A 25,022-nucleotide genomic window follows, 5' to 3' on the forward strand; every position below is an offset into this window, starting at 1 on the left:
TTCTTAGTATTTAGTTACTGCAGAAAAGATTGCAACGAAGATTAGTGCAAGAATTAAACCTAGACCTGCAAGACGATTTGCTTTCATGCGTTTTGCAAGAATTGGCCCAAGCGCAGAAACTGCAACCCATAGTCCAACCTTAACCTTAACCCATAGAGGCCAACCAGCACCATGACTAACACCGATACGAGCAAGAAGCCCCATACCACCTACGAAAAGTAGGAAACTTGCAATACCAGAAGTAATTTTAAATAGCTTTCTGTTTTGCGCTTCAGTACTTACAAATTGAGGTGCAAAGGCAGCAACCATAAGGACAACCATAAACACGTGAAGTACTTTGTAAAATTCATAACTCATTTCTTTTCTCCATTTCTCTCTTCAAGACTCGTCATTCTATCATTTAATATATTTAAAGTTTTATTTAACTTAGCTAGTTCTCTTTCTAGCATTAAATCTTCTCTATGTAGACTTGATTGCATCCCTTCTACATTTCTTTTTAAGACTTGTACACGTCTTCCGATCGTAAGAAATTGGCGCCCAAGCATGACATTAGCAAAAATTGCGGTATAAGTGGCAAATAGCCCCGTTCCAAAGATCATTAGAACAATTGCAATAACCCTTCCCCATAGTGTTACAGGAGTAATATCTCCGTAACCAACAGTGGTTATTGTGGTAAAGGCCCACCAAATAGCATCTCCAAGCTCAATAACTTTTGGATTGTGCCCTTTTTCAAGGTGTAAGAAGACGAAGGCGAAGATAACAACACCGAGGTTGCCGATGATTGTAATAAACCAAAAAGCAACGGTTTTGAATAAATAGATAAAGCGTTCAACAAATACGCGAAAGCCGGAGCGCAAAACTAACCTCTTCTACAAAATTTTAATTTACTATATAATATTTAATATGAGCTATTTTGGAAACAGCAATAAAGGAGAAAAGATCTTTCGCGGTGCATACAACTACTCCCGCAAGGATAATCTCTATGCTGAAGAAACATTTGAAGTCTACCGCAGGCCAAAACTCCACCAAATCTACTTTGAAGGAGAAATGCTGGCACGTGTAATGACCGGAGAGCTCTTAAAAATCAATGTCGCCTACACTGTTGATAAGGAATACACCCCAGTCAAAGTGCAAATCATTAAAAGTCTTGGAGAACAGATCTCTAAAGAAATTTTCTTATTTGATCATTCGACGAGTGAGCTCAAGTATCAATTTGAATGCGATGGTGAAGTTAATCAAGAATCCATCACGACTTCTCCAAAATTCTATGTCACCACTCCACTAAGCTGTTGCAGTATGCTCTTTCTTTGGTCAAAGAAATTTGATTCCGTTGGAAAGAACTACTACTCATTCTTTTCTTCAAATAATCAGTGGAAGTATGAAGGCCCTATTATCAATAATAATATCGTTGTTGAAAGAGCAGCGCAAACTTCTGAGTCAATCAAGATAGCAGGCGCAACAGTAACGGCCGTTCAGTACAAGTTATTTGAAAAATCAGATTCTGAAGACAGTAAAGATATGAAAGTGGATCCAGAGTTCCTAAGTATCTGGCTATCTCAACACCAAACCATTCCCTATATTATAAAAGATAAGCAAGGGACGAATATTTCGATTAAATATCTCAACAACCTCGATCGAACTTAACGATGAAAAGGCTTTGGATATCAACATTTATGTTAATTTTGATATCTTCTTGTGCTGGAAATATTTGGGTTGAAAGTACCAGACCTGACAGTAACGCCATAAATAGTGTCTTATCAAAAGATTATGGAGAGAATTCAAGTCTTGATTTAAAACTTAACCAATTAGATAAAGTCGAGTTCTCGCAAAACTTTAGGCCATGCTGTGCTTTTGGGACAAATTTTAAAATCAAACTTTTATCCATTCCAATCCCTTTTTTTAAAGAACGAAACACTGTCAACTACCAATCACTTGGAACACATATATACAATATTAATAATTTCTCAAAAGAAGAGATGGCCTCAATTGGCAAAAGAAATCCAGAAGTTAATGGGCTTATTTATACGAAAAGAGGTGGCCTAATTGATACTGCTCACATCAGGGATACAGCGGATATCACATTAACCCTTTTCTATAAGATTTATCCCAAATTAGGTACTGACTTTAAAATTGAATTACCCGAAGAAATTGGTAAGCGAGTAATTATTTTCAAAGCATTTGATACTAGAAAATTACAAGGTAAAGAGAAGATTTATTTTACATCGGCACTTGCTTCAAAGCTTGCATATGAAATGGCCATTTCTCATGAATTTGCTCAATGGCATGGCTACAGAAATGTCTCAATATTTTCAGAGGAACCATCTGCTTATTCTCCAGAGGATCTCTATTCAAATATTCTTGGCGCCAAGATCGCTTCGGCCTTAATCAACGAGCACCTTACCTTTTCCAGTATACAATACAATTTGAATATGACTTCCTGGCTTAAGGAGTCGTTAAAAGAGTTAGAACCAGTCGATAAAGATGAAACGCAAAGGCTTCTTATGACAACCAACAAAGTGTGGTGGGATATCGATATTAGATTGCCAGAGAAATTCATGTTGAAAAAAAGAGACTACGGCCTATCAATGAAGCTGGCACCTCTTGAGATTGCGGCCTCCCCTCTTAAAAATCCAGTTGTGCTTGAAATGAAAAGCTTTTTTAAGAGTTACAATTTAGACGAGATTGCAGTCATTCAATTTGAAATCGATTCATCATATGAAAAGACATTTAAGCACGTTCCAAAACACCTTTGGAATAAGAAACTCACAATTAAAGATTTTAGAAAGATCGCTCAATACGATAAAGAATTTGACGAAAACTACCTTAAGAATAATTAACTTCAAAAAACGTATAAGATAGCTATATGAAGAATTATATTTTTATATTTAACCTTTCTTTACTCTTAATCGCGACTTCCTGTGCGAAGCTTCCTGCTAGTAGAAGTGATATAAGTAAGAAGAATGAAATCCATCTGTCACAGCAACTCTCACCTTTTATGTCAGATGGTTGTTCGAAGTGGCCGGACGGAACGATTTCAAAGCCAGATGCATGGCTTAAGTGTTGCTTTGTCCACGACCAACATTATTGGCTCGGAGGCACAGAGGCCCAGCGTTTTAATGCCGACCAGCAGTTGAAAGCATGTGTAAAAGAAGAGTTCACTGATTGGATGTCCATAGTCATGTACCTTGGGGTTAGAATTGGCGGTGGCCCTCAGTACCAAACATCTTATCGTTGGGGCTATGGATGGAGTTATGACAGAGGCTATATCCCCCTAACCCAAGAAGAGATCGACTATGCCAAGACAGTCGCTCCAAAAGAGTTTGATGATATTAGAAAGTATATAAGGAAGACAAATTAATGAGGATCATATTCTACCTACTTATTCTTCTTAGTCCCTTATCAACTTTTGCCCAAGAAATGCCGGTCAATAAAGTTAGTGAGGAAAAACCTCGCTACTTTCCAATTTGGGGAGAAGAAGCAAAGAAGCGAGGCTACACTCTACCTCGTCCTTATGGGGTTAATGTTTCTAGAATAGAACATGATGAAAAATTTGGTGTTGATAAGGCAACTTTAAATGGTGAAGACCTATTTGCAGCACTTCCTGTTACTGGTGATGTGAAAGTCGATACTGAAACAAAAATCAATATGATTCGAACTGATTTTTGGCTACTCCCTTTCTTTAATCTATACCTTGGCCTAGGTCAGATTCACTCCAATGTTCAACTTGAATTTAAAACCCAGCTCCCAATTGTCGGTGCCCAACAACATAAGATACCTTTTAAAGCAAAAGGTACTGTCGCAAATCTTGGAGGAGTCTTAGTTGCTGGCTACAATAACTGGTTTGCCATGACTAATTTCAACTTAACTGACGTTATCATTGAAGATGAATTAGATGTAAATCTCTATAGTATCGCTTTTCGAGGCGGATACAATGCAGGGAAACTTCAAATCTTTACAGGGGCCATGTATATAGACAGCAATATTCAAATTACCGGCTCACGCCAAGATATAATTCTTAACGTAAGCCTTTCATCTAGTGGATGGCACGGACTTGCGGGCCTTAACTATGAAATAAATCGCGAATTTGGTTTGACCACAGAATTAAGCTTCGGTGATCGTTATATGTACTTACTCGAGTTTGGTTACCGATTTTAATCCAAAGTATTCACAAAATCCTTAGAAGCTTCAAGTGCTTCTTTAAAATTCGTGCGGTGAATTTGATATGGCTCCATCTGTTTTGTAAGCTTTGCCATTGTCGAGTTCTTCCACTTTTTTACACGTGAGTCGATAACAACGACCGCACCTGCATCAGTTTCAGTTCTTAACAGCCTTCCAAGTTTTTGATGTAGGTTTCTTGTTCTATGGGCAAGATAGTAATCTTCAAATTCGTTACCAATATTTGTTTCATAGTACTCACGGCGAAGACGAATAACCTGCTCCATTGAAAGGTCTGGAATTTTATCAATAAAGACAAATCTTAAGGCATCACCAGGAACATCAATCCCCTCACCAAAAGACTCCATTCCAATTAGGATTCCGTTTCCACTCTCTTTAAATTCTTCAACAACATTGGCCCCCATACCTTGAACAAAAACAGGAAGCTTGCCTTCAAATTTATCAAGCATATATTCCACGGCCTTCTCAAAGCGAGCACGAGCAGAGAATAAGAGTAAAGTTCTTCCATCGATATCTTCAATAAAAGGAGTTAGGCGATCACAAATTGTTTTCACAAAGTCCTTATCATAAAGAGATGGTGTATCATCGCATAAGAAAACTTTTGTACGGTTCTTATAATCATATACTGAAGGTAGATAGAGCCCTGTTCTAAAGCGCCTCTCAGGTTCACTATAAAGATAACCTGTCGACCACTCCATCCCGCGACTTCCTTGATCCCCATGCTCATTTCCTAGCGTTGCAGAAGTGTAAACAACCGATGAAGAAGTTTGTAGTAGTTGGTCATGTAAGATGCGTCCAGTATTGATTGGCCCTGCACTTAGTAGGAATCCTTGCTGCTCATGATACTTCATTGAAAGAGAATGAGGCTGAGAAGAGCTTTCAATCTTTAATAAGACCGCAAGAGCATTCATCACATCCTCAAGTTGCCCCACAAATGCTTCAAAACGAGTCCAAGCCGTAATTTCACCTTGGCCTTGCATATCGCTCACCTGCCAGCGAATCGTATATGGATATAATCTTTCATAAACTGATTTAAGAAGATAGAAAATACTCTCCAGATGGTGGAAGACACTTAGGCGAAGGGCTTCCTTTTCTGTTGGCATAATCATTGGAAGCTCATTCCAAAACTTGTCAGTATAGCGAGGCATCTTTTTAAAGATCATTTCAAACTTCTCAGGAAGCTCAAATAAGTGATCCCTAAGCATTGAGGCCGTATCAATTGATAACATTCGAAGAGATGAGATCTCTTCTTCTTGATTCTCTTCAATCAATGTATTGATTAGGTAGAAAAGAGAACCTAAACCTTGTAGATTTTGAAATTGCTTGTGAAGACTTTCAAGATCACTCTGTGCCACCTCTGCAGAGAATGCCTTAGTCGCCTCGCCTTCAATTTTATGGGCCTCATCCACCACCACGTAAGCAGGCCTAGGAAAAGACTTTGTCCAAGAAAACATCAGAGCATGATTTCCGATAATGATATCTGCTTCCTTAGCATCTCGAAGTCCACGAATATAAGTACAATTGGCATAGAATGGACACTGCTTACTTGAGCAAGCACGGTAATCAACGGCCAAATCTTTTTGAGCTTGTGAAAAGTTTTCAAGCTTCATACGAAGAACAAATGGTAGATCATCTTTTGAGATCATATGCTCTAGCGCACTATTTGAGTTGTGATAAAAAAGAGATTCAAAATAGATATCTGCAAATTTATCTTTTAAGTCATTACTTTGAGAAAATAGGTCCTCTTCATTCTGTCTTTGGGTAAAAAGAAGTTCACAAAAGTGATTGCTTGAACCAACAAGTTGTCGAATCTTTAAGTCCTTAGGAGAGACTCCTAAGAGCTTATGAAGAGCAGGAACATCCTTATTCATGGCCTGGGCCTGAAGAGTCTTAGTTCCCGTTGCCACAAGAACTTGCTTTTGTTCACTAAGGGCAAATAAAGCACTTGGCACTAAGTAGCCAAGCGTTTTCCCCGTTCCAGTTGGCGCTTGCACCATGGCGTGAATATGATTCTTGAAAGACTGACCAACTTTTAGGGCCAAGTCTTCTTGAGACTTACGGTAGCGGTAACCATTAAATAGAGTTGATACTTTATCTTCGTCACTGAAGATATTCTTCACATTCTGGCCATTGAAGGTCATATCAAAATTTTGCTCATACACTTGCTTATCTTCAAGTGTTTTAGGATATGCCCACTCTAAGGCCATCTCAATATGAGCTGCCGGATCGAAATCAATCTGTTCAGAGATCTCAAATAATTCTTCTTCATAGAGACATAGGAATCTAAAGAACCAATAGTCCTGAAGTGAGTATTTATGCATTAAAGACATCATGAAGTTATACTTACCAGCATCTTTCTTCGTCATAAGAGCTGCAACAATCACAACTTTTAAGAGGTCAACTGAATCTTGAAACCCTCGGTGCAATTCTTTTTCAGCTAGCCCAAAACCAACAATAAAGTTTTCAAGCTTCAGTGAAGACATATGTGGAAAAAGAAGTGATAAGAAGTAGAGCGAGTCTTGCCAACGATGCCTTTCTCTAAAGTCGAGGGTTTCAAAGTGATGGTCTAAGAAGCCGGCCTCAAAATCTGCATTATGAGCAAGAATGTCATGGCCATCTAACTCAAGAACTTCTCCGATGACATCATCAAGAAGTGGAGCACGCTTTAGCATCTTATTATCAATACCAGTTAACTTCTGGATGAATTTGGAAATTTCAAAACTTGGACGACACAGAGATTCATATTTATGAACGAGTTTTGTCCCTTCAAATTGAAGAAAACCAACATCTATTATTTCATCAACACTACAATCTGCACCCGTTGTTTCAATATCAAGAAGTGCCCATTTGCCTAGTGTGTTATTTTCTGTATTCATCGTATCCATGCTTGTTTACTGCTCCCATTGGCGCTAGGCCTTTATTTAATTTATCATTGTTAAATCGTATTGATAATCACCTTTTTATGTCTTATTCTAAGCTACATATTATTAATATTTTTATTACGTAAGGGTGCGCCATGTCTTCTGCGACATTTTTTCAAATTCAATCATTTCTGATCCTATCTTTAATGATTTATGGAGTAACCCAGAGCAAAAAACGCCAAAAGCACGTAAAGATTATGTCTGCTGCGATGATTTGGGATGTTATCTTAATTCTACAAATTGAATTAAGCCGCAGTGCTATCGATAAAGCAATGGAAGTTTTCCAGTCACAAACAGCACTTAAGATTCACCTATTCTTTGCGGTATCAAGCGTACTTCTTTACATCGCAATGGTTATCTCTGGCCGTATGATTCTAAAAGGTAATTCTAGCTTTATTAAGAAGCACCGTTACCTGGGTATCACGACTCTAGCGTTTAGAATTTTAACTTTTATCACAAGCTTCTATGCAGCTTCTAAAGTTGTACTATAAGAAAGAGCAAAAGCAGAAAGCGAGTTATTTATGTTATTTGAACAAGTAAAAACAATCATCGAAGAAAATATCAAAGATTCACAAGTAATGATCTACGACCTAACTGGTGGCGGCGATCACCTAGGTATCACAATCGTTAGTGACGAATTTAAAGGCAAAATGCTTCTAGCTCAGCACAGAATGGTTATGGATATTTTAAAGCAGAAGTTAAGTGAAGACTTACATGCGGTACAGCTAAAAACTCTAACTGTTGAACAGGCACAAGCACAAGGCCTTATTTAAAAGACATCATACCTAACATCAATAAATGGTAGAGATACATCCTTTCTTACAAAGGAAATTTCTTTAATTTTATCGCCAATTACAAATTCCTTGTACTTACCATCAGGTAGCTTGACTGCCCTTAGGAGCTTTGCCATTAGAACACCCTTTTCCTTATAGGCTTCTAGCCTATATCGAATAATTCTGGCCCTCGCAACATATACAGTATTTGATAATCCATAGATAAAAGGAATATTTCTTAAGAAATCATCTTCAGTAGAATAATAATTCATTGTACGAACATCCCAATTGATAAAGATATCCTCTTCTATATTTTCTGTAGTGAGATATTTTGAGTTTTGATTCTTTACCCATCCTAGATAATTATATCTTACAGGTGGACTCTTTTCCGGCGTCGAAGGCTTTTCTCGAACAGAGAGATTAGCATATGTATAAATCAGCGCATTTTGTTTCCAAATAATATCTTGATCCTCATCATCAACATTTTCTTGTAAGAGTTTATTATTGAGGTTGTTATTATAATTTAATCCCTTAAACTCTCCCCCCGTCGAATAAGCTTCACTTGGGTTTAAGATTACCTCTTTATCAAAGAAAGGATCTTGAATAAGAAAGTACATCTCTTTCGAATACTTACCTTCTGCACCAGGAAGTTCTAGTTTGATTTCTCTTTCACAAGAACGTACACATGAGACGTCATAGAAGTAATCAAAGAAATTATTCCCTCTAATATCATCTTTCAAATTTAGTGATCCAAGGGAAAGTTTAGCGAGAGAAATATCTTTTTCTAAGAATTGCTCAAATTGGGTTAAGTTGATTGTTTCCAAAATTTCTGAACTAACATTTTTATTCTTTTTCTGATAATCACTAAAGAAAGATGTCGCTGCCAAAAGAATCACTCCCGCAAGTCCAGACGCAACAACAAGCTCGGCCAAAGTAAAACCAATTTCATTCTTCAAATGTGACCAGATCGCAATCTTTTTCAACTTATTCTCCAGAAATAACAAATTCAAAATCTTTAAAAGTTTTAATATATTTACGGTGCGTAACTCGAATAATTAACTTATAAAGCCCTCGATAATCAGGATGTGGAACTAAGATATACCCCATTCGCCCCGGACAACTTAAACAATCCTCAGTAGATGTCACTAATTTATCATTCCAAGCAAGTGGAAGTTTTTCATTTAAGTCCTTTAAGCTTGTCATTGAAAGAAATTTTTCACTATCTAAGTCAACTTGAAAAATAGCACTATTTGATGCGACTTTTCGATATAAGGAATGCACAATATTGTATTGGATAATTTGACTTCGTGACTTCTTACTTGCTGATTGAAAAACATTTTGTCCTCCTAAAAAAGCATAGACAGTAACACCAAATAGCCCGGCAGCAACAACAATCTCTGCCAATGTTAATCCTTTTTGATTAGATAAAAGTTTATTTCTTCTAAACATCACTTACTCCCTGTTGCAACCCAATAGGTCTGTAAGTTAAAACGTCGATATCGATTTGGGATTTTAGACTTAGTCACAATCCCACCGTCATCAGGTAAACCAATTTCCGGGTCAACTGTAGTCCAGTTATAATTATTAGGGCCTTCTAAAACAAAATGAATCGGAGAACATGTTTTCATGTCATACATTTGCGAATTAGTTAAATTCTTATCCCAAACAGTAACATCATCTTTACACTTACTTATATTACCTTCATTATCTCGACGAGCTAACCAATTCATTTTTCGTAATTTTTCAACGGCCACTGGATGCCAGATATTATAAAAATCAATACCAGTATTGATGGCAGTATTTGAAATATTAAACTTATTAACAAGTAATGTACCAACAAAAGTAAGACGACTACTTCGCCCCTCAATAACTAATTCATCACATGCATAAAAGCCGAAAATAAAATCGACATTACTCGGAATAACACACTTTTTAGTAATTGACTGATTAGGGATACCTCCAGCATTACCTGGATACATATTATTTTCATTAAATGTATAGAGGTCCTGCATAACCATTTCGCCAGTTAACGTAATCCCATTACCTCCAACGTCATACATCCAAGAATGGAGGGTATTTTTTGTAAAAGAGATATCCCATTGAAAATTATCGTTTGTAGGAACACCAGAACACTTCTCTTCTAGCTCCTCGCTTTCACTAAGAGTTAGGCCATCTTCAGGTATATAAATTTCATTACTATATCGCCCAAATGATCCTTCTTCTAGTTTATGAGGAGGCTCGTTTCGGCCAAAATCATTCTTTAATAATGTCCAGCTGTTAAGATCTTTGCCTTCACTATTTTTCAACGAAACACTTGAAAAAGTTCCATCTAGCTCTCTATTAATTTTCAATTTTATCACATTCGGATTAGAGGCATCATTTGGTCCTGGCTTATGAGGCTCAGCATGGCGTCGTCCACTAATAGGGTTTGAACTATTTTCTACAGCAAAATCAAAGGCCCAAAACCTTAACTCAATATCCTGAATATTTCGATAACCATCTAGTTTTAACTGTTCAGGATTTTTCACATCCATTGCAAAGTTTGTAATATTTGTAACTCCAGCAGATAGATCAAGAGTGATACTTGGTTGCTTTGCAATACTATTTTCAATTTCAACAAGTGATGCATTTTTTAAATCTTGATAATCATCATAGCTTTTCTTAATACCATCAATTCTCTTTTCACAAGACTCTTTTCTTTTTGGTCTTTTATCGTAGGCTTGAGCGCAACTCTTATCCTTATGATCATTAAATGAACTATTCACCAAGGAACACTCACCAACTCTAACACTTTGATAATTAGAGCTGAATGATGAACAATTTTGAGCGTGTCGATCATATGCATTTTGAAATTCATTCTCTTTGTAAAGATCTTCAAACTCGTTTCTTTCTACACTATCTTTTTCTAAAACCTCTTTCGATTTAATAAAATTAATATCAGAATTCAAATTTATATTTATGCTTGAATCTCTGGCCAATAAGACTTCCGCTGATTCATTATTATCCAAGACCTTTATGTCCATTTTCATAATAGGTTTCTTTGAATTCCCCTTATTAATATAAGAGACTGTATTAGTTGGGTTAGATAGAAGTTGAATATAGCCTGCTTCTTCACTTACAAATTCACTTGGATAAGCGTATTCTCTGAATTCATTTGATATGGCCAATTCCGTTTTAGAAAGACCAATGCTAAATCCTCCACTATTTTTACGGCCAAAGAGCCTCGAATCCCTTGTTTCCGCCATATTATCCTCAAGCTTACGCCAAATATCACATTTCTTAGCTAAGCTTGTATCCACATAGTATTCATTTCCAAATAAGGCTGCAATTCCTTCATCGACTTCACCTTCAAGAACAACCCCACGCTTCAAACTTTTAACGTGTTTATATGTCGAATATAATTGATCATCATTGCCCCCAAATGATTTTGGTGAAAAATCTTTTCCAGGAAACTTAACGCCACCTCGCCCAACGTAAACATTAGAATATAATGCAACTGGTGAATATCCACTTTTAGGAACAATTAAATTATTATCGACGTAGACAGGTGCATGAATATTTAAACCACGTGAAGATTTGGAACCATTAATTTTCGAGAGATCAAAATCTCCTCCTTTAATAACGGCAAATTGATTAAGTGTTCGAGGGAATAAGCCGACTAAACTTTTCCCATAAGGAGAACTCTTATAATTTGAACAGCTCTTATCACTTTTCATTATTCCTTCGACGTATATTTCGATAAATCGGTCATCACCACTAGAATATAAAGAACTATTCTCAGCTTTTTTTAATCGGATAAGAATATCCTTCATGCAATTTCTTAATGTATTAGTAAGTGAAAGATTTAAAGGATGACTCTGTCCCAGAGATTCAAGTGATGAGATCGAAATCTTGGCTTCTATCTTTTCAAGTGAAGGTTCAAAATTAATTTCTCTATTGTACTCATTATAATAAGCTTTTTTAATTGCGGTAACAGAAGCACTAGACCACAGAAGTCTTTCAAGGTTAAACTTATTACTAATTACCTTATCCATATCTCCTGTACAATCATCACTTCTTGCCCAACTATTATCCATACACCATCTCTCTTTCAGAGCATATGATGTGTATGCGATAACCCCTCTTGTAAAGGTGTCCATCTCGGCATTTAAACGCCCTTCTTTCTTCTTCTTTGATACGATATCTAGAAGAGTATTTAAATTAGTGGCCAAAAATGCAGCACCAACCGAAGCGAATAGGATAAAAGCAATTGCTGCTCCACCATTTTGATTTCTAAATATTCTCATAAAAGTCCATTTTACTTAAATAACTTATTACCTTTCTATTTTCATTAACTAGCGCGCAGGAGAAAACCAAATGTCATATACTTGACCAGTCTTTCCATCCTTCATAGTAAACGTTGACATCTCACGTGCCTCAGCTCGTCCTTCAAAAGGAATATTTCCATGTTTATAATTTAGATTAATTTCAGAAACTTCTTTGCTGGCCAAAGAATAAAGCTCCTTCTTCTCACTAACTCCGTTACCGTTGATATCGTTCCATAGAATTAATCGGCCATAAATATCGTCTTTATTATTAATTAGACCATCACCGTTAGAATCATACTTCGCTAGCGCTTCAAAACCATTACCTGATTCGTTTTGATTCCCAAATAATTCAAGCGCACTATCAATCTTTCCATCATCATTTCTATCAAGAGCAAGAAAGTAAGCTTTTGAGTTAGGTTCAACCCAATGAATAACTGGAACGTCATTTATTAAAGGAAAAGAACTTCTTCCTAAAAACTGTGGAAGTTGAGAATTAAAAATTAACATTAGTGGAGAATAGTAAGAACCACAAAATTGGTTACGTCCAAGGAATGCGGCCTTAACACTTAAACAGTCTTCAAAGTCATTTAAACCGATACTGCCTTTATAATCTAATTTAACCCATTGATCTTTAGCTTCATCTTTTTGAAAGAACTCTACATTAACATCACTTGAACTACCATTGAAGAAAACACGGCCGGTACTCATTTCACGTACACCAACCCTCTTTTTAATTGTTAGGTTTGGAATTAAAACATTGATTTCACCTTCGCCAATCTCACTCTCAGTATTATCATCTGCACCACTTACAATTTCAGTACTAACTTCCATTGTATTCTTTCCGCGAATACCACAGTTAGCAATTCCGGCTTTCTTCGTATAAGATTTTTTCGCAGCATAGCCTGTTCCTTTCCAATTATAAAAGAACTTACACTTTACCTCTTTATTCAAATCAGATTGAGACAGAGGGTCACCAGATCGCTTGCAATCAAGGAAATCATCTAAGAAGAACTTTTGCTTAGAATAACTACAATTATAAGTTACGTTTGCAGACGAATTGCCATTAGTAATTAAACAACGAATTTTATTCGTGTCTATATCCCATGCACATGACTGTCCATATGTGTTTGGCCATGTGACTTCAGGAGAGAAAAATGTGTTACTCTCAAAGTGCTCTCCTCCATTTGTTAGCTTTACATTCATTTTGATGTCGCCACCATGTGGATCAATCGTGCTCTTTGCGTGTCTTAAGTTAGCACCGTAGCAAGTTGGAGTAAGTGTAATATTTAAATGTGTAGAACGAAATTGATCGCAACTATTTCTCTTAACAATATTTCCGACCTGATTAAGCTTTACGCCTACAGGAGAATTATTAGGTATAACTGAAATCCCCTGTGCTAAGACTACCTTCGTTAACAACAAGATTACTAAGTATTTCATTTACCCCTCACTTAATTAAAATAAAAAAATTTCACTTAGTTTATCACGACATATTTTCAATAATCGTGTCACGACTAATTTCAACATGATAGACATTACTCATCTCTAATTTACCGAAATAAGGTGACGATAATTATTGGTACTTCCCTTTATTGACGTCATTTTCACGATCTACAAGTTCATTAAATGAGTCCTCTAGTTCCTTAAAGTAGTCACCTTTTCTAAAGCTAACTTTTTCTAAAACCGGGATCTTGTCTGATGAAGACAACGATTTTAAATGTTGATTTAAGCGATATAGCGGGCCTGCGATCTTATGCGACATAGTCAGCCCAAGATAAAGAAATAGAAAGAATGTTAGTAGAACAACGACAAGCAGAGAAAAGCTAATAACTTGAATTTGAATATCCCAAAAATTTTGAAATACTTCACTTTGAAAAAATCCATTCTCTTCGGCCATGGATTGTAATCGAACTAAGAAAGAAAAGGTCGTGGCGATAAAGAAGCCACAAGTGATCAAATTAAGAATACCAAACTTCACTAGGAAGTGAGTTTGAAAACTAGGATTAATCCATATTTGTTTTAAACGACGGCGATTTTTGGCCATATTAAGCGTCTCCCACAATGTTTATTTATTAACATTATAGAATCGCGCCTAACTATTTAATACCAGGAAATTCTTTACAAAATAAAAGACTTCTTAGTGATGATCGTCCATCATTGCATCGTCAAAATCTTTACAAGCAATTGCAAGAGAAGCCGGAAGAAGTGCCCAGAACCCTACTAAACTTAGTGCTACAAATACTTCTAAACTCATATGTATATCCTTTATAATTGAAAATTATAGACCATTATAGGTCATTTAAACTTTCCTGACTAGAAAATTCGACTTCTGGCGCCTGGCCCTTGTCGATTTCAACTTCCATAATCCTCTGAAATCTCTTAGAAATCTTTCCAGTCGTTATATTAATATTATTTACATCTTTAGTAACCGTCGCTAAGTGCTTAGTTAGATCGCCCCATCTCTTCTCATAGAGGCCAAAATCAACTCCTAGCTTATTGATCTCTTCGTGAAGAATCGACATATACTTAGAGCGCTCCATATTCATCAGAACTGACTGAACTGTAGTTAATGTGGCCATAAAAGTTGTCGGTGAAGCAATCCAAACATTCTTCTTTTGTGAGTAAGCGATAATATCTTCGTGATAAGCATGAATCTCTGCAAAGATTGCCTCAGCAGGTAGAAATAGAACGGCCTGCTCAGAAGTTTCACCCTTAATAATATACTTAGAAGAAATATCATCAATATGCTTTTTAACGTTCTTCACGAACTCGCGGCGAGCAACAGTCTTTTCCTCAACCGATCCCTCAAACATTCTCTTAAAGTTCTCTAATGGAAATTTCGAGTCCACACAAAGTCTTCCAATTGGCTCAGGCAGATCAAGCATGGCATCCACAAGCTTGTCATTACTTAACTTATACTGAAGCTTGTAGTACTTATCACCTTCTCCAAAGACAGACTTCAGAAGAGAAGTCAGCTGAACCTCTCCAAAAATCCCACGTGATTTCTTATCAGTTAAAACCTCTTGTAGACTTACAACATTCGTTGAAAGAGATTCGATCTTCTTTTGGGCCTCATCAATTTTAGCAAGACGAGCAATAATCCCAGTAAAAGTTTCGTTAGTTTTTTTGAAACCTTCATTTAAGTTTTCTTGAACCTTATTATTGATCTTTTCAAGCTTTTCTTGAATAGCATGATTAGTCTTATCAAATTTCTTTTCAAGGTCTTGCGTTAACTGATCCTTAAAACTAAACATGTCTTTATTAAGAGCACCTTTTGTCTCCATTAGGCGCTCAACCACGATCTCACGAAGATTTGAAAAATTCTCCGCTAGCTGATTATTATTTCTAAAAAGCGTCTCTGTTATATCATCTTTTTGAGAACGGATGAGATTTGTGACTTCATCAAAGTTAACAGTGTGCTCTTTCTTAAAAATTAGAAATAAGAAAGCTAGGATCGCTATTTGTAAAACGATGACAATAATAATTGGAGTCATTAGTTCTTCCCTTCAACTTGTGGCGTAACATATTTTTGGGCCTTTTGCTCTCGCCCTTTTTCTTTAATGAACTGAAGGCCATCAATCCATTTACCTTGAACACGAACACCCCAGTGTAAGTGTGGAGCGCTAGAGCGACCAGTATTACCACTTAAAGCAATGATTTGACCACGCTTTACTGTGTCACCTTGATTAACCTTGAACTTTGACAAGTGGCAATACATTGTTATGACACCAGCTCCGTGATCAATGAAAACAGCATTTCCATTAAAGAAGAGGTCCTTAACAAGAATAACCTTTCCGTCATTAGAAGCCTTTACCGGAGTCGGCCTTCTGGCGCGCATATCAGTTCCTGAGTGCCAGCTATTCTTCTTATTATTGAAGACACGACGATTTCCGTAATAGGCCGTGATTTTAGAGTCGAGAGGCTTAATAAACTCTTTATCCGTTAGTGATTTCTCCAGCTCAGCTGTAGCATAAGCGTCTTTTTGTAACTTTACTTCTTCCTGCCAGCGTTTGACGGCCTCAGGTGATAAGTCGACATGCTTTTTTGAAACCTTGATATATGATTTCTTATAATCAAACGGCTTAATTTCAAATGTTGCGATATGGTATTGAACCTCTTGGCCATAGACCTCAGATTTTAAATAGCAATGAACTGAAGTTGGCGCATTCGTTTCTTCGCCATCTTTTGTCTCAAAGTACCAATATTTTGGTGCCCATACCGTCTCAAGCGTATTTCCCGTTACATTGTGCCCGAGAGTGTCTTCTCCACAAAGAACGCGAAATTTCTCACCAATACTTGGCAATTCCAAGACAATTTTATTGACCTTACCAGGGTGGGCAACTCGCTGTTCAACTTCGTATGTCCCAAGCTGTGGTAGTGGCCTGATTCCAGCACATGAATAGATAAATAGAATAAAGAAAAGTGGTAATAGCTTTGTGTGTTGTCTCATAAGAAAATTATGGCAAAGAAGTCACGTTTTTTAAAGGCCTATTGCTTTAAAAGTATTAAAAATCAGGGTATAAACAAATATATTTATTTCGAAGGGGTAATTTAATGGCGACTATTAAGCCGCAAAATGCAAAAGGTACAAGAGATTTCGGACCAATCGAGTCAGCAAGAAGAAATCATATATTTGAAACAATTAAAAAAAGGTTTCAATCTCATGGTTTTATGCCACTTGAAACACCGGCCGTTGAAAACTTGAACGTACTGACGGGAAAATATGGAGAGGAAGGAGATAAGCTTCTTTTTCGCGTTCTGAACTCTGGAGACTTTTTAAAGAAAGTTAAACCTGAAGATCTTCAAGAAAAGAACCTTGGTGCAGTTTCAAGTAAGATGTGTGAGCGTGGTCTTCGCTACGATCTCACAATTCCATTCGCTCGTTATGTGTGTGCAAACCTAAATGACCTTGCTCTGCCATTTAAGCGCTACCAAATTCAGCCGGTATGGCGTGCTGACCGTCCTCAGAAAGGACGCTATAGAGAATTCTACCAGTGTGATGGAGATATCATCGGAACAGAATCACTTCTAAGTGAAGTATCACTTGTTGAAGTCTATCACGATGTATTTAAGGACCTAAAAATCGACGGTGTTGAAATCGTTATTAATAACAGAAAAATCCTACAAGGAATTGCAAGTGTTCTAGGTGTTAGTGATAAATTAACAGATATGACAATTGCCATTGATAAGCTCGATAAAATTGGCGCTGAGAAAGTTGGAGAAGAACTACTTAATCGTGGCTTCAATGAGGACCAAGTAAGTCGTCTTTCAACTCTTCTAACACTTGAAGGTAACTCTGATGAGAAACTAGCAAAGATTAAAGACTTTCTTGGTGAAGATGAAATTGGGAAGCTAGGACTTGAAGAGCTGGAATTTGTTCTTTCAAATGTAAGAGAGCTTGGTATTGAGAACCTTGTCTTTGATCCTACACTGGCACGTGGGCTTGATTACTACACAGGCTGTATCTTTGAAGTAAAGCTAGTTGATGGTTCAATGGGAAGTATCGGTGGCGGTGGACGCTATGATGACCTAACAAGTATGTTTGGCCAAAAGGAGAAGCTTTCTGGTGTTGGAATCTCTTTTGGTGCAGAAAGAATTTATGATGTGATGCTTGATCGCGGATTATTTGAAGATATTAGCGCAAGCGTTGATTATATGATCATCAACATGGATGACAACGATCAAAAAGAATACCTACAAATTGCTCGCAAATTTAGAAGTGAAGGCCACTCAATTGAAATCTACCCTACTTCGGCCAAGATGAAGAAGCAGATGACTTACGCCAATAAGCGTGGGGTTAAAAATGTGATCTTCTATGGTGAAGCCGAGAAAGAAAAAGGTGTGTTACAAATTAAGGACATGCTCTCAGGTGAACAAACAGAAATATCAAAATAGTCTATCCTAGACATAAAAAAAGGCCAGCTAAGCTGGCCTTCTTTATTTCTAACGAAATTGATTCGTGTCGATTATCCTAGGATATCGTATGGACGAATTGTCTTTCTACCGTTAGCTGTACATCTCTTTTGAGCTTGATCAACTAGCCAGTATACGTACTCGTTCATTGCTTCAAGAGCGTCTGAAGATACGTTGTATCCTTTACCCTTAAGAGCTTCTTTAGTTTTTGAACCAACTAGAAGCATTTCTTTTTTCTTAGTTGCTTTTTTAGCTGTTTTCTTAGCTGCTTTTTTTGGAGCTGCTTTCTTTGCTGCCTTCTTTGGAGCTGCTTTTTTCGTAGCTTTTTTCTTTGCCATTTTAAACCTCGTGTTTAGTGTTTTTAATGAAAAATTTGTAATAATGTAATTTTAAGTACCTGGCCTGAACTACGTCAATAAAAAAAACGGAATGCCTCTTTAATTTGTCGATAAAACACCCTGATCTCAACTAAATAAGTGGGTAAAATGGTCACCTTTGCACCAATTCCAAGCTTAAGCTAATCTTTAGGGATGGATAAACAAGCTATTAAAATTGCTTCAGAAAAAAGCAATAAATTTATATTAGCGTTTGAAAATATCACAAGTAATACAAACGTCTACGATACAGAAAAAAACCAAATACTCATGCTGGAATCACCTAGTAGTATTTGTGCAATTATTCCTAAGAAATCATGTGCTAACGGACACAAGATCAACCTCTACATTATTCAAAGCTCGCAAGTACCAAAAGGACAGCTCGCTAATATTACAAAGCTTGCAAATGTCATAAAACTGGCAAGCGAGGTTATTGAGATTGAAGAGTATGGGCCAGAGAAGAATAAAGTTGTTTTCCGCTTACTTGAAGACAACCTAAAAGAGCATAAGAAAATTGAGGCGGTGATCTTAGAAAGACAAGAGCGCTTTAATGAACTTTTAAATCAATATAGAAACACACACAACGAATAAGAATAAAAATAAGAGACAGTTACGGAATTGAAGAAATGAATAGAGAAGCATTTTTTAACGACATGGAAGTTTTGGTAGTCGAGTCCATAGGAAACGCACGCGTAGCCTATGAAAATGCGTTTAAAACTCTGGGCGTCCAGAGAAAGAATGTACGATTTGCCAAAACTTTTGAAGATGCCATTAAGGAGATGAGAAGCTTTAAGCCTACTCTTGTATTCTCTTATGAAGTTCTCGCCGAAGGACGCTACAATCAAGTATTAAAAGAACACTTAAAAATTCTTCCTAACCGTACAAAGAATAGCTTCATTCTCTTAACTCAGAATGACTCAATTGATGCCATTTCAAGAATTGCCCAACAACAAGTTGACCTCGTTCTTCCAGTCCCATTTACCGTTGATAGTATTAAGGCCTTAATGGAAGAGCTTTATAAGATGAAGTCTTCCCCTAGTGAGTACAGACAACTGATTAATGAAGCTTATGAGTACGTGGGCACAAAGCATGAGAAGGTTTTTGAAATAACACAAAAAGCACGTGAACTCTCAAAGAACCCATTTGAAACACACTACCTTGAAGGTCTATGTCAATTTAAAGAAGAGAAGTATGATGATGCTATCAAGTCATTAGAACAAGCTTATTCACTAAACCCAACAGACTTCAATACATTAAAGTTATTCTTTAAAACATATAAGCATTTAAAGAATTACTACATGGCACTTCAGTATTCACTAAAGCTTCATGCGACCTACCCTATTTCTCCGGATATGCTTAGGGATCTTTCAATGGTTGCTGTTGCGGCCAGAAAGCATGAGTTGATTTTAAATTACTATGAAGCCTATAAGAAAGTTAATGAACCGGCCGATGATATCAAGGATGCCATTGCCGCAGCTTTAGTTATTTATGTTCAATGTGAACTTGATAAGTTCGATTTTGAAAAAATAAAGATCCAAGATCTTGCAGTAAATAAGAAGTACAGAGAATCACTTAAACTTTTAGAAGAGGCTTCAATAATCTGTACAACAAAGCCAGCAATTCTTGAACGTATTCTTGTTGTCCTTGCCCACACACCTGATAATAGGACAACTAAATATATTCAAATTAAGCAGAAGGAGAAATTTCCTCAATATGAGAATGCTCCTCTCATGGATGCCCTCGTTTGCGACAAAGACTCCACTGCTTCTCAATCACTAAAGATGGCCATTGATACAATCAATAGTGGCTACTCTTCAGAAATTCTTTACGAAATCATTATTAAACGATCTGTAGAGATGAAGCGTAAGAAAGAAAGTACTCAAGAGTGGTATGAACAGGCCCTTAAAATCTATCCAAATATGAAGGTTAGGCTCGATAAATTTTATAATGCCTGATGTGATTACGAACACTTCGCCCTGCGCCGTACTATAAAGACCTTTGCATAGGCCCACCAAAATTATATAAGAATAGGAAATTTTTGGGGGTATTTATGTTTAGAGCAGTAATCTTGCTAGCTGCTATTGTTTACTTAACGAGTACAATGGCGCAATTTCAAGCACCACAAATTCCAGCTCATACACAGGCTCAATGTGTAGAGAAGCTATGTGCAAACAATCCAGGTGAATGTAGTTCAAGAACGCAGCATCGTATGATCTTTGATGCGTGTTCAAGACAACTAGATCTAGGATGTCTTGATCTTTCAATGAAGCTAATCTCAAGCTATGAGCAAAATGAAATTGAAGAAATGGTTTCAATTGCTCGCTCTTGCCAGTACGTTTCAGGATACGCTCACCAAACGGCCATGAAGAATATGTACCGTTATGATCGTGATGAATTTTCAGAAATTACATTTATTAACTCAAGACTTTGGCTTGTTCAAAACTCTTGTCTATCAAGTGCTCTTTCAAGACTACATCCAAGAGACTTTGATGGCCTTGAAGATTTAAAAGCAATTACAAACCAATGTACTGGTACTTTTGATGTTGCCTGCTTTGAGACGCAGTGTAAGTCAAAATACTCATGCAATGATCAAGAAGAGGTTGTGGATGCACTTAGAAGCTGTATTTCAGGACCAAGTAAAGTTGATCGTCGCAGACTATAAAATTTAAAAAATTTAAAATTAAAAAGCTAAAAAAATAAATACACACAAGAACACAACACACAGGTTTTTTTAATGATTAAAATTATAATTAAAATAGTGGCCATCACGATGGTGGCCACGTTTTCTAAGGCTCAATTTAATAGCTCAATACTTTTTAGCGGACGTCTTGCAAACTCATGTCAGTTTGTAAGTGATCAAGCGGTCCTTGAAGTTGTTGACTCCCTTATCACAGCAATCAAAGATATCAATGACGAGCGCTACCGTTGTCAGTCAATCTATGCCAACTCTAAAGCATTCCTCGCCTCTTTAAATGAGCAATACCAATCAAGCTCAAGTGAACTTTCCATCATCGACTCAAATCTTGAGACGATCTCAAGTGAAGTCTACAAGCTTGTGACGGCCAGTTCATACGCGGGTGAGTATGATCAAGAGATTCTAAGCCTTCAGCGCAGAAGACAAGAACTTCTTGATGCTGACAATAATCGCAACAATGGAGTCGTTGATTCATTGAGTATGGCCACAACAATCCTTGATGATCTGAGAGCGGCACCTGAGTGTGATGAAGATCTTGGAACAAAGATGATTCGTCCAACGATCATGCTTATGGGTCAGGTTGCGGGAGCACTTTATCCAGGCTCAAACCTTTTTACGGCCGCAGCTTCAACGGGCCTAGCAAATATGGTGGACAGCCTTGTTTCATACGTTCAGTTTAAAGGAAATGATGCCAACCAGGCATTAGAAGACCTGTTCAGTAGTCGTAACTACTACGTTTCTTACAAGTGTGCCTATAAGAATATCAATGCCATGACTTGTAACCTTCGTCGCAAGAATGCAACAAGAGAAGAAGCAAAGTGGCTCTACAATTATATTAAGGAGCTTGATACTCCAACAAAAGACTTTGAACGAATCAAGGACTTAAGAAAGCACTACCCTCGCCTTCAGCGTATTCTAAGTGAGCTTCGTGACATTTACGAAACTGCAAACCAGCAGGACACAATCGTTACAATTGCAACTCTTCAAAAAGAACAGGCAAAACTTAGACTTTATCAGCCAAATCCTTACGAAATTGAGGAATGGAATGATAGCTACCAAAATATTCGTCCATGGGGCGAATGGGCCCATATGCTAACTTGGTATTCTAATATCAACTCTAAGCTAAAAGTTTATTGTCGTGAGTTCCAAGATGGTAAGTACTGGGTAAAAGAAAGTAGTGATTGTCAGGAAGGTGCTATTGCACGTGATGAAGACCGTTCGCAATATATCCAAGAAGTTGTTAAGCCTGCTCTAGCAGACCTTTCAGCGGATAAGGAAAGACTTTCTGAAAAGTTAAGAAACTCAGTAAATGTCGAAAGACTTTATAAAGTCATCGAGGCCGAAGATAATTGGCGCGATAATAAGAAAGACTTTTCAATTACAGAAGTTATTCAAATCTTTGAAGAAGACTTAGAGAATACAACAACTAGACCAGAGGCAACGTCACTCTTTTCAATTAGAATTAGAAAAGCACTTAAGGCCCTAAAGGCATTAGTTAATTTTGAAAATGTTGTGACAGACACTCAAGGCTTAACGCCAGAGGATTGTGACATCGATAATCCAACTTGTCAGTGCGACAGCTTCAAGGATCTTTCTCAAGCTGCGTATACTTATTTGGCAAATAACCTGTCAGATGGTGATGTGCTTTCAGTTGAGACAATTGATGCAAGTTTCTACAACTATATCCGCACAGTAGAAGAATACTTCTTATATGGACTTCCATATGCTGAGTCGCCAAAGCTTACGTACCAAGACAGCTTAAATTACTCGAAGTATATCTTCCTTGTTCCAATTTACCGTGGAATGCAAGAAAGTCTTCTACGTGGAGATAACGTGGGAGCAAGTAATATTCCTCTGATGAATACTGCGCGTGAAAATTTTGAAAAGGTATTTGCAAAAGAAATCATCAAGGTTCTAAACAAGAACGTAAAAGTGGCCCTGGACAAAGGAAGCCGTCACGATATCTACCGCGACACTCTCCACTCTTGTGCCATCTACTACCCAATGATTAAACAAAAAGGAATGGGCCTTAGAGCTAAGTATGTTCTAAAAAGATGTAAGAAGCTCCTCGATAAGAGCGGTGGTATCCCTTACCTCATCCAAGGCCAAGAGCGTTTCTCAACAAAGAACGAAGCTTACAAGAACCAGTGTTTCTACCGTGACTACGAAGAGGCCGTAAGCACAAAGAAAGCAGAAATTGCTCGCGAGCTTGACCAAAGTGGTGATTTACCAGAATTATAATATTGCCAACCCCAAGCGGGTTGGCCTATTATACTTTATACCATTTCATATGGGCCTTTAGCTCAGCTGGGAGAGCGCTTCGCTGGCAGCGAAGAGGTCAGCGGTTCGATCCCGCTAAGGTCCACCAAAACAAAAAAGCCCACTCGAAAGAGTGGGCTTTTTTGTTTTTGTTGATTTTAGTGTCAGATCTAATTGCTTTTGGCGGTCGACTCGATCCCGCATAAGCCCCTCCCTCCATTTATCTTTAACTATTACTCAAAAATTGAAATAAAAAAGAGCACCGTAAAGTGCTCTTAATAGTAATGTAAATATATTCTGAAATTCTTCAATTACTTTGTATTCATTAATTATTCAAGCACCCTTTTTCACTGAGCATTCGGTTCCAAGTCACTTTTCGTTAGCCGTGCGTAAAGAAAAAGCGCGTAGCTAAACTCTAACCACTACGGCCCTAATCCCTCTATCCCACATCTGAAATATTCATAGGATCTCACAGTTTAAAGATAGTAATTGAAAATAACGTAAGTTAGTAAATGCTTAACTATATGATTTTATATATTTCAAACACATAATTCATATCAAAAATGATATGAAAATCGACTTTATACATCATATATGATAGGATTTATATGTATTCCGTTATAAGAACTGAAGAGTTTGAGAAGTGGTTCAGCGAGCAAACACCTAAAGAAAAGGGACAGATCAATTCAAGAATTGCTCGGATAAGAGAACATGGTTACTTTGGTGTAGCTAAAAACCTAAGTAAAGATCTCGCCGAACTTAAGTGGAAGAATGGAAGAAGAGTATATTTCACTATCGCTTATGATGAAAATTGGGGCTTAATTATTCTTTTACTTGGAGGCAATAAAAACTCACAATCAAAAGATATAAATATAGCTAAATCAATATTAAAAAGATTAAACAAGGATGATTAAATGAAAGAGTTTGATATCAAATCCCTTGAGCCAATAAAACTAAAAAAAGGGATAAAACTCTACAAAGATACTTCTGTAGAATTTTTCAAGAGCAAGAAAGCTTTATCACAAGCATTATCTGAAGCAATTCTTGATGGTGATAAAGAAGCCTTTCATGAAATCATAATTGGATTTCTTAGTGTGATAAATAAAGAGGAACTTTCGAGAAGATCTAAAGTCCCAATTGCTACAATAAGAAGAATGGCCGCTGGTGCAAACTTCAATGTCGACAATATGCTTAAAATCACTGCTGCTATCAACAAAGAACTCGCAGCATAACACAGGAAAAAAAATGAATGATCAAAAAAATCGCAAGAAAGAGCACCTGGAACTACAGTTTCTATATACCACACAAAAACGAACGGACAGTAACTTAAAAGACACATAGTATCCAAACAGTCATAATAATAATTATCGATATTACAGCTTTTACAGCTAAAGATATCTTTCGTGCTTTTACACATCTATAATCATCACATTCCTTTATAAACTCAAACATATTAGATGACTTTGAAACATCATAGTCCTTTTTCAATCTAATAAAGAGCATAGAACTATATGTAGACAATACGCCGAGTACAAAAAATAAAAATGCATAAATGCTAATAAATACTATATTCATATATCACCTCTCTAAGAACAAAAAACTGC

At 37.0% G+C, this 25,022-nt stretch carries 24 protein-coding genes and 1 tRNA gene; 14 read left to right on the top strand and 11 right to left on the bottom strand.

Features of this window, described 5'->3' with window-relative positions:
- Positions 1-3: 3 nt before the first annotated feature.
- A complete protein-coding gene (locus ABMA78_RS01545; protein ID WP_392856366.1) occupies positions 4-357 on the bottom strand; it encodes a SirB2 family protein in 354 nt (117 codons plus the stop codon).
- Positions 354-857, bottom strand: coding sequence for a potassium channel family protein (locus tag ABMA78_RS01550; protein WP_392856367.1), 504 nt, complete (start codon positions 855-857; stop codon positions 354-356). The genes ABMA78_RS01545 and ABMA78_RS01550 overlap by 4 nt, the downstream gene beginning before the upstream one ends.
- A 46-nt stretch (positions 858-903) precedes the next feature.
- Here ABMA78_RS01550 and ABMA78_RS01555 point away from each other — a divergent pair, with 46 nt between their 5' ends.
- Genes ABMA78_RS01555 through ABMA78_RS01570 form a run of 4 tightly spaced genes read left to right on the top strand, consistent with a single transcriptional unit; the run spans position 904 to position 4,155 of the window.
- Positions 904-1,644 (top strand): hypothetical protein, encoded by a 741-nt coding sequence (locus ABMA78_RS01555; protein WP_392856370.1) that lies wholly within the window; start codon positions 904-906, stop codon positions 1,642-1,644.
- Positions 1,645-1,673: 29 nt separating this feature from the next.
- Positions 1,674-2,837 carry a DUF4056 domain-containing protein gene (locus ABMA78_RS01560; protein ID WP_392856372.1) on the top strand — a complete coding sequence of 388 codons (1,164 nt, stop codon included), beginning with the start codon at positions 1,674-1,676 and terminating at the stop codon, positions 2,835-2,837.
- Between the two features lie 26 nt (positions 2,838-2,863).
- The gene (locus tag ABMA78_RS01565; protein ID WP_392856375.1) at positions 2,864-3,358 is read left to right on the top strand and encodes a hypothetical protein; all 495 of its coding nucleotides are present in this window, start codon (positions 2,864-2,866) and stop codon (positions 3,356-3,358) included.
- On the top strand, positions 3,358-4,155 hold the full coding sequence (locus tag ABMA78_RS01570; RefSeq protein ID WP_392856378.1) for a hypothetical protein: 798 nt from the start codon (positions 3,358-3,360) through the stop codon (positions 4,153-4,155). Before ABMA78_RS01565 ends, ABMA78_RS01570 begins: the two co-directional genes overlap by 1 nt.
- Here ABMA78_RS01570 and ABMA78_RS01575 read toward each other — a convergent pair.
- Positions 4,152-7,061: a helicase C-terminal domain-containing protein gene (locus tag ABMA78_RS01575; protein ID WP_392856380.1), complete on the bottom strand. Its 2,910-nt coding sequence runs from the start codon at positions 7,059-7,061 to the stop codon at positions 4,152-4,154. The genes ABMA78_RS01570 and ABMA78_RS01575 overlap by 4 nt on opposite strands.
- A 131-nt stretch (positions 7,062-7,192) precedes the next feature.
- Between ABMA78_RS01575 and ABMA78_RS01580 the strand changes: the two genes are divergently transcribed.
- Positions 7,193-7,588 (top strand): hypothetical protein, encoded by a 396-nt coding sequence (locus ABMA78_RS01580; RefSeq protein WP_392856382.1) that lies wholly within the window; start codon positions 7,193-7,195, stop codon positions 7,586-7,588.
- Between the two features lie 30 nt (positions 7,589-7,618).
- Positions 7,619-7,870: a BolA/IbaG family iron-sulfur metabolism protein gene (locus ABMA78_RS01585; protein WP_392856384.1), complete on the top strand. Its 252-nt coding sequence runs from the start codon at positions 7,619-7,621 to the stop codon at positions 7,868-7,870.
- On the opposite strand, the gene ABMA78_RS01590 is transcribed toward ABMA78_RS01585, so the two are convergent.
- The 7 genes from ABMA78_RS01590 to ABMA78_RS01620 form a co-directional block, all read right to left on the bottom strand.
- Positions 7,867-8,853, bottom strand: a complete 987-nt coding sequence (locus tag ABMA78_RS01590) for a hypothetical protein (RefSeq protein WP_392856386.1) — start codon at positions 8,851-8,853, stop codon at positions 7,867-7,869. The two genes, ABMA78_RS01585 and ABMA78_RS01590, sit on opposite strands and share 4 nt — an antisense overlap.
- A gap of 1 nt (position 8,854) precedes the next feature.
- Positions 8,855-9,319: a hypothetical protein gene (locus ABMA78_RS01595; RefSeq protein WP_392856387.1), complete on the bottom strand. Its 465-nt coding sequence runs from the start codon at positions 9,317-9,319 to the stop codon at positions 8,855-8,857.
- A complete protein-coding gene (locus tag ABMA78_RS01600) occupies positions 9,319-12,156 on the bottom strand; it encodes a hypothetical protein (protein ID WP_392856390.1) in 2,838 nt (945 codons plus the stop codon). The genes ABMA78_RS01595 and ABMA78_RS01600 overlap by 1 nt, the downstream gene beginning before the upstream one ends.
- A gap of 48 nt (positions 12,157-12,204) precedes the next feature.
- Positions 12,205-13,617 carry a hypothetical protein gene (locus tag ABMA78_RS01605; protein WP_392856392.1) on the bottom strand — a complete coding sequence of 471 codons (1,413 nt, stop codon included), beginning with the start codon at positions 13,615-13,617 and terminating at the stop codon, positions 12,205-12,207.
- 133 nt (positions 13,618-13,750) lie between these two features.
- Positions 13,751-14,221 carry a hypothetical protein gene (locus ABMA78_RS01610; protein ID WP_392856394.1) on the bottom strand — a complete coding sequence of 157 codons (471 nt, stop codon included), beginning with the start codon at positions 14,219-14,221 and terminating at the stop codon, positions 13,751-13,753.
- Positions 14,222-14,465: 244 nt separating this feature from the next.
- Positions 14,466-15,671, bottom strand: a complete 1,206-nt coding sequence (locus tag ABMA78_RS01615; RefSeq protein ID WP_392856397.1) for a DNA recombination protein RmuC — start codon at positions 15,669-15,671, stop codon at positions 14,466-14,468.
- Positions 15,671-16,627: a M23 family metallopeptidase gene (locus ABMA78_RS01620; protein WP_392856400.1), complete on the bottom strand. Its 957-nt coding sequence runs from the start codon at positions 16,625-16,627 to the stop codon at positions 15,671-15,673. The genes ABMA78_RS01615 and ABMA78_RS01620 overlap by 1 nt, the downstream gene beginning before the upstream one ends.
- A 104-nt stretch (positions 16,628-16,731) precedes the next feature.
- Here ABMA78_RS01620 and hisS point away from each other — a divergent pair, with 104 nt between their 5' ends.
- A complete protein-coding gene (gene hisS, locus ABMA78_RS01625; protein ID WP_392856401.1) occupies positions 16,732-18,072 on the top strand; it encodes a histidine--tRNA ligase in 1,341 nt (446 codons plus the stop codon).
- A gap of 71 nt (positions 18,073-18,143) precedes the next feature.
- On the opposite strand, the gene ABMA78_RS01630 is transcribed toward hisS, so the two are convergent.
- On the bottom strand, positions 18,144-18,428 hold the full coding sequence (locus tag ABMA78_RS01630) for a hypothetical protein (RefSeq protein ID WP_021266565.1): 285 nt from the start codon (positions 18,426-18,428) through the stop codon (positions 18,144-18,146).
- 192 nt (positions 18,429-18,620) lie between these two features.
- Between ABMA78_RS01630 and ABMA78_RS01635 the strand changes: the two genes are divergently transcribed.
- The 7 genes from ABMA78_RS01635 (at position 18,621) to ABMA78_RS01665 (ending at position 24,650) form a co-directional block, all read left to right on the top strand.
- A complete protein-coding gene (locus ABMA78_RS01635) occupies positions 18,621-19,055 on the top strand; it encodes a hypothetical protein (protein WP_392856404.1) in 435 nt (144 codons plus the stop codon).
- A gap of 35 nt (positions 19,056-19,090) precedes the next feature.
- A complete protein-coding gene (locus ABMA78_RS01640) occupies positions 19,091-20,419 on the top strand; it encodes a tetratricopeptide repeat protein (RefSeq protein ID WP_392856407.1) in 1,329 nt (442 codons plus the stop codon).
- A gap of 95 nt (positions 20,420-20,514) precedes the next feature.
- On the top strand, positions 20,515-21,126 hold the full coding sequence (locus tag ABMA78_RS01645; RefSeq protein WP_392856409.1) for a hypothetical protein: 612 nt from the start codon (positions 20,515-20,517) through the stop codon (positions 21,124-21,126).
- 72 nt (positions 21,127-21,198) lie between these two features.
- A complete protein-coding gene (locus ABMA78_RS01650) occupies positions 21,199-23,400 on the top strand; it encodes a hypothetical protein (RefSeq protein ID WP_392856411.1) in 2,202 nt (733 codons plus the stop codon).
- A gap of 51 nt (positions 23,401-23,451) precedes the next feature.
- Positions 23,452-23,527 (top strand) — tRNA-Ala (locus ABMA78_RS01655).
- Positions 23,528-24,026: 499 nt separating this feature from the next.
- The gene (locus tag ABMA78_RS01660) at positions 24,027-24,332 is read left to right on the top strand and encodes a type II toxin-antitoxin system RelE/ParE family toxin (RefSeq protein WP_392856412.1); all 306 of its coding nucleotides are present in this window, start codon (positions 24,027-24,029) and stop codon (positions 24,330-24,332) included.
- A complete protein-coding gene (locus ABMA78_RS01665) occupies positions 24,333-24,650 on the top strand; it encodes a hypothetical protein (RefSeq protein WP_392856415.1) in 318 nt (105 codons plus the stop codon).
- Positions 24,651-25,022 lie beyond the last annotated feature (372 nt).

The sequence above is a fragment of the Halobacteriovorax sp. RZ-2 genome, assembly GCF_043196685.1.
Taxonomy (GTDB): Bacteria; Bdellovibrionota; Bacteriovoracia; order Bacteriovoracales; family Bacteriovoracaceae; genus Halobacteriovorax_A.

Excerpts from the sequence above, each read along its gene's own strand:
- ABMA78_RS01545 (WP_392856366.1), bottom strand. The coding sequence starts at position 357 with ATGAGTTATGAATTTTACAAAGTACTTCACGTGTTTATGGTTGTCCTT.
- ABMA78_RS01555 (WP_392856370.1), top strand. The coding sequence starts at position 904 with ATGAGCTATTTTGGAAACAGCAATAAAGGAGAAAAGATCTTTCGCGGT.
- ABMA78_RS01560 (WP_392856372.1), top strand. The coding sequence starts at position 1,674 with ATGTTAATTTTGATATCTTCTTGTGCTGGAAATATTTGGGTTGAAAGT.
- ABMA78_RS01565 (WP_392856375.1), top strand. The coding sequence starts at position 2,864 with ATGAAGAATTATATTTTTATATTTAACCTTTCTTTACTCTTAATCGCG.
- ABMA78_RS01570 (WP_392856378.1), top strand. The coding sequence starts at position 3,358 with ATGAGGATCATATTCTACCTACTTATTCTTCTTAGTCCCTTATCAACT.
- ABMA78_RS01575 (WP_392856380.1), bottom strand. The coding sequence starts at position 7,061 with ATGGATACGATGAATACAGAAAATAACACACTAGGCAAATGGGCACTT.
- ABMA78_RS01580 (WP_392856382.1), top strand. The coding sequence starts at position 7,193 with ATGTCTTCTGCGACATTTTTTCAAATTCAATCATTTCTGATCCTATCT.
- ABMA78_RS01585 (WP_392856384.1), top strand. The coding sequence starts at position 7,619 with ATGTTATTTGAACAAGTAAAAACAATCATCGAAGAAAATATCAAAGAT.
- ABMA78_RS01595 (WP_392856387.1), bottom strand. The coding sequence starts at position 9,319 with ATGTTTAGAAGAAATAAACTTTTATCTAATCAAAAAGGATTAACATTG.
- ABMA78_RS01600 (WP_392856390.1), bottom strand. The coding sequence starts at position 12,156 with ATGAGAATATTTAGAAATCAAAATGGTGGAGCAGCAATTGCTTTTATC.
- ABMA78_RS01605 (WP_392856392.1), bottom strand. The coding sequence starts at position 13,617 with ATGAAATACTTAGTAATCTTGTTGTTAACGAAGGTAGTCTTAGCACAG.
- ABMA78_RS01610 (WP_392856394.1), bottom strand. The coding sequence starts at position 14,221 with ATGGCCAAAAATCGCCGTCGTTTAAAACAAATATGGATTAATCCTAGT.
- ABMA78_RS01615 (WP_392856397.1), bottom strand. The coding sequence starts at position 15,671 with ATGACTCCAATTATTATTGTCATCGTTTTACAAATAGCGATCCTAGCT.
- ABMA78_RS01620 (WP_392856400.1), bottom strand. The coding sequence starts at position 16,627 with ATGAGACAACACACAAAGCTATTACCACTTTTCTTTATTCTATTTATC.
- hisS (WP_392856401.1), top strand. The coding sequence starts at position 16,732 with ATGGCGACTATTAAGCCGCAAAATGCAAAAGGTACAAGAGATTTCGGA.
- ABMA78_RS01630 (WP_021266565.1), bottom strand. The coding sequence starts at position 18,428 with ATGGCAAAGAAAAAAGCTACGAAAAAAGCAGCTCCAAAGAAGGCAGCA.
- ABMA78_RS01635 (WP_392856404.1), top strand. The coding sequence starts at position 18,621 with ATGGATAAACAAGCTATTAAAATTGCTTCAGAAAAAAGCAATAAATTT.
- ABMA78_RS01640 (WP_392856407.1), top strand. The coding sequence starts at position 19,091 with ATGAATAGAGAAGCATTTTTTAACGACATGGAAGTTTTGGTAGTCGAG.
- ABMA78_RS01645 (WP_392856409.1), top strand. The coding sequence starts at position 20,515 with ATGTTTAGAGCAGTAATCTTGCTAGCTGCTATTGTTTACTTAACGAGT.
- ABMA78_RS01650 (WP_392856411.1), top strand. The coding sequence starts at position 21,199 with ATGATTAAAATTATAATTAAAATAGTGGCCATCACGATGGTGGCCACG.
- ABMA78_RS01660 (WP_392856412.1), top strand. The coding sequence starts at position 24,027 with ATGTATTCCGTTATAAGAACTGAAGAGTTTGAGAAGTGGTTCAGCGAG.
- ABMA78_RS01665 (WP_392856415.1), top strand. The coding sequence starts at position 24,333 with ATGAAAGAGTTTGATATCAAATCCCTTGAGCCAATAAAACTAAAAAAA.